The sequence below is a fragment of the Chitinophaga sp. genome, assembly GCF_036566945.1.
GTDB lineage: Bacteria > Bacteroidota > Bacteroidia > Chitinophagales > Chitinophagaceae > Chitinophaga.
Map to the genome: position 1 here is coordinate 1 of NZ_DATCVJ010001061.1, position 4275 is coordinate 4275.

Annotated in this window: 4 protein-coding genes; all 4 read left to right on the forward strand. The window is 47.4% G+C overall.

The features are described from left to right. Positions 1-733 (forward strand): fasciclin domain-containing protein (locus tag VIP81_RS32100; protein WP_331971856.1); only part of this gene is annotated, 733 nt, incomplete at its 5' end. Between the two features lie 10 nt (positions 734-743). Further along, positions 744-2351 (forward strand): DUF5008 domain-containing protein, encoded by a 1608-nt coding sequence (locus tag VIP81_RS32105; protein WP_331971859.1) that lies wholly within the window; start codon positions 744-746, stop codon positions 2349-2351. Positions 2352-2359: 8 nt separating this feature from the next. Beyond that, positions 2360-4030, forward strand: coding sequence for an alkaline phosphatase family protein (locus VIP81_RS32110; protein ID WP_331971862.1), 1671 nt, complete (start codon positions 2360-2362; stop codon positions 4028-4030). Between the two features lie 26 nt (positions 4031-4056). After that, positions 4057-4275 (forward strand): hypothetical protein (locus VIP81_RS32115; RefSeq protein WP_331971865.1); only part of this gene is annotated, 219 nt, incomplete at its 3' end.

Consider the following 4275-nt stretch of genomic DNA (forward strand, 5'->3'; position numbering starts at 1 on the left):
TCACTTTAAATACCTACTGGACAAAATGATCACTGCCAAACTATCACCCGGAAGAACAGGCTGCATCGCATTGCTGCTGCTAATACTGGCAGTGAGCTTCAGCGCCTGTAAAAAGGATTACTATAATGACTCAGGATTACAGCAGGGAAAATTTGCCGGCTCCAGTTTCGAATATCTGCAATCCAAGCCTTATTACTTTGATACGGTTGTTACCATCGTGCAGCTGGCTGGCCTGGAATCAGTGATCCGGGATTCTGCGGTTACTTTTTTTGCCCCCACCGATTATGCGGTGATGCAAGCCATGAATGTGATCAATTTTGATCGCTACCAGAATTTCCAGGATTCGTTGAAACTGACCGAGGTGCCGGCAGCCGTATGGAAAAAATTTCTCTCCCGGTATATATTCCGTGATAAATACCTGTTGAAGGACGTGCCGAGATTTCAGTTTTCACAACAGGAGCTATACCCAGGCATGAACCTGGAATCCTGGCAAGGCTATGTGATGAACCTGGGCGTGGTATTTTCCGATTACAACGGTACCCGCGACGTAGGTCCACGCACCCTGGTATTAACGGATATAGGCAGCCTGGAAAAGCCGACGAATATCGTGGCTACGGTGGCCAGCTCTGATATGCAAACCCGCAACGGCGTTGTGCATGTATTGAATGCCAGCCATATATTGGGATTTGACAGCTTCGCCTTTGCCAACCTGGTGAAGGAATATTTAAAGTAACGCATTTATCATGATGAACATACAAAGACTTTCACAGTGGGGTGGTGCATTGCTGTTGCTGTTATGCGCTGCCTGCAAAAAGGATCAGTATACAGGAAAAGATCCTTACGCAGATGCTAAAGAGCCCCTGAATATCAAGATTGATAAAACGACTGCTGCGCCGGCTACCGGTAGTATAGGCACCACGGTAACCATTACCGGTAGCGGATTTCTGAAGTACAAGGATAGTGCAATGGTCATCAAATTTAATGATGCACCCGGAGATATTACCAGCGTAACAGAATCCACTATTACCGCCAAAGTGCCGGAAAATGCCAGCACGGGTATTATTTCCCTTACCGTAAAACGACAACTGTTTGCCGGACCTTCTTTTCGTGTAACCGGTCCCGTTACTATTGATCCTTTATTTCATTCGGTACCCGGTGCCGCGAAAAATTTCGTGTCTACCATTTCTTTTGTACCCGGTGGTAAATATATTATTGGAGGCGACTTTGAAGACTACGATAACTCCGGCGCTAAAAACGGCTACCGCGGACTGGCACGTATCAATGCGGATGGGAGTCTTGACCGCGATTTTAAAGTAGGTAAAGGGATTGCCGGTTATGTTAACAGCATTGCCGTGCAGGCTTCCGGAAAATATATTGTTGGAGGAAGCATCAGTAATTATGATGAACGTTTTAAAAGCGGTTATGTACGTAACATTGTACGCTTGCATCCCAATGGAATGTACGACAGTACCGTAGTGACAACCGCATTAGGTAACCATGATACGGTGCCCGGATTAAATGCTTACCTCGATGGTAATATCGATAAGATCCTGCAAACACCTGACAGTGGTAAGCTGGTACTGGTAGGTAACTTCTCCTACTTTATGCGCAGAGACTACAGCGGTATTTCAGTAGATGGAAAGCGTGATTCTATCCTGGTGGATAGTATTCGTATGGAAGGCGTGATGCGCCTGAATGAAGACGGCAGCTTTGACGCTACGTTTAACTACGATGCTGGTCGCCGCCGCAGTTATGAAGGCGCCAATGGACCTATTGCCACAGCGATTATACAGGCAGATGGAAAGATGCTGCTCGCGGGATCTTTCACCCGCTATCACAATCAACTAACGGGTAGGGTAGTACGATTAAACCCTAATGGCGAAATTGACCCCACCTTTAATATGGGCGCCGGTCCGGACGACAGGGTATTAATGCTTACCCCGCTGAAGGATGGTCGTTATCTTATTGGGGGCTTGTTTTCTAAAGTGAATGGTAAAGAGGCACACCGACTGGCAGTGTTAAATGCTGACGGTTCGTTGTATGATGGCTTTAGCGTAGGCACCGGTCCGGATGCAGGTCCTGACGGCAGTCCCACTACGGCCATACAGCTGAAGAACGGAAAGATTTTCGTGAATGGATTCTTCGATACATTCTCTGGTGTGAAACGCGGTGGTACTATCATCCTCGATGAAGATGGAAAGATGAGTAAAGGATATAATTCCATGGGAGCAATTGACAACATGGTGCTGGACATGTTGAATTTACCGAATGGCAACGGCACTATTATGGTGGGTCGGTTTTTAGGCTATGACCAGCTGCCACTGAACCGTATTATGTTACTACGATATTAATAGATATGATGAAAAGATTATTTCCCTTGCTATCTGGTTTGCTGATTTTGCTGGCAGCCTGTTTCAAAGAAAAAATGGCCGTCGTAGGTCCGCCGGGCGACATTGATCCTAAAGATACGACCAACGCACCGGTGAATAGTGTGATAAAGCGGAAGGTATTATTCATCGGTATTTCAGGCGTTCGCGGAGATGCACTGCGTAAAGCGCAGGCGCCTAATATGATGGGGTTGTTACCGCATGCCATTTATAGTTTTGATGCACTTACGCAGGCACCCACCAACAGTGGCGCTACCTGGTCGTCGTTGATGACCGGCGTATGGAGCAATAAACACGGCGTAACTGACAATACATTTTCGGGCAGCAATTTTACCCGCTATCCCATTGGTTTAAAATACCTGAAAACGCTGGCGCCGCAGATGCGTACGGTTTCCGTGCAATCGTGGCCGGAGTTAAATACCCTGTTGTTTGCCAATGCCGACCTGAAAGTGAGTTTGCCGGACAACGATGCGGCGGTGCGTGACACTACCGTAAACCGGATTAAAACCGACCCGGCAGATGTGGTGATAGCAGGGTTCAGCAGTGTACAAACAGCTGCACATAATAATGGCTACGGATCGGATGTACCCGAGTATATGAATGCCATTACCACGGTAGATGGCTACGTAGGTGATTTGCTGGCGGCGATTAACAGCAGGGCAGCAAAAGATAAGGAAGACTGGCTGGTGATCATTACCTCCGATCATGGTGGTATTGGGAACAGTGAGGGCAGCAGTTCTTTTGCAGAGCGCAATATTTTTACCATTTTCTCGAATGCAAAATTTGGGAAGCGGGAAGTGGTGCCGCCACTGAATTCACTGAAAGCTGTGCGTTATGCAGAGATAGGAGATTACAGCTATTCGAAAGATCCGTTGTATAATTTTGATAGCATCAAGAAGTTCACCGTGGCATTATCTATCCGTACTGCCGGCTTCGATGGTGATCCTCCTTTTATAGGTAACAAGAGCTGGGCCAGTGGTAATAATGCCGGCTGGTTATTGTGTCCGAGAGGGAGTAACCAATGGAAGTTTCAGGCAGGAGACGGCGCCGGAGGCGCCAGGGTGGATCTTACCGCTACTGGTCCCGCTATTACGGATAACCAGTGGCATACCATCGCAGTTACCGTAGACCGGAGCAGTGCGCCGGGTACTGTAGTCATGTACCAGGATGGTTTGCAGGTAGGTACCAGTTCTCTCAACAATCTATCGCCATTTGCACCAAAATCTGCTATGAAGCTGGTGGTGGGAGATGATATTTCCGGCACCTACAGATACACCGATGGTGGCTCCGATTTCCAGCTGGCGAATATTCGTATATGGGATACCGTATGGGCAAAGCCGGATATGAGCAAGTACAATCATTGTGATACGGTGCAATCCGGCAATCCTTATTATTCGCGGATGATAGGCTGGTGGAAAGGAATTGAGAATACCGGCAGTGTGCTGAAAGATGCCAGTCCGTTTAAAAAAGATCTGACGCTGAACTATACGCCGGAATGGGTATCGCAGGAAATTGATTTCTGCAATGTGGCGATACCGGCGCCGGTGCCGCAGAGTGTGGATATCATGCCAACCTTATTATCCTGGCTGCATATTGCGGTGGACCATGGATGGAATTTAGAAGGGGTTTCCTGGCTACCGTAATTTATCAGTGACTTTAAAGATTTAACATGAAGAGATATTTATTATTACCTGTTTTAGCTGGTGTACTGTTGCTTGCCGGCAGTTGTAATAAGCCGGTGTTATTTGAACATCCGGTGACCACTGATTCTTTGCCGGCTGCTATTAAAAAGAAGGTATTGGTGATTGCCATAGAAGGAGGGAGGGGACAGGTGGTAAGAGATGCGGCCATTCCGAATATTACTTCCCTGCTGCCGAATAGTGTGTAT

Bases quoted from the DNA above. Each gene is read 5' to 3' on its own strand.
- VIP81_RS32105 (WP_331971859.1), top strand. From the start codon at position 744: ATGATGAACATACAAAGACTTTCACAGTGGGGTGGTGCATTGCTGTTG.
- VIP81_RS32110 (WP_331971862.1), top strand. From the start codon at position 2,360: ATGAAAAGATTATTTCCCTTGCTATCTGGTTTGCTGATTTTGCTGGCA.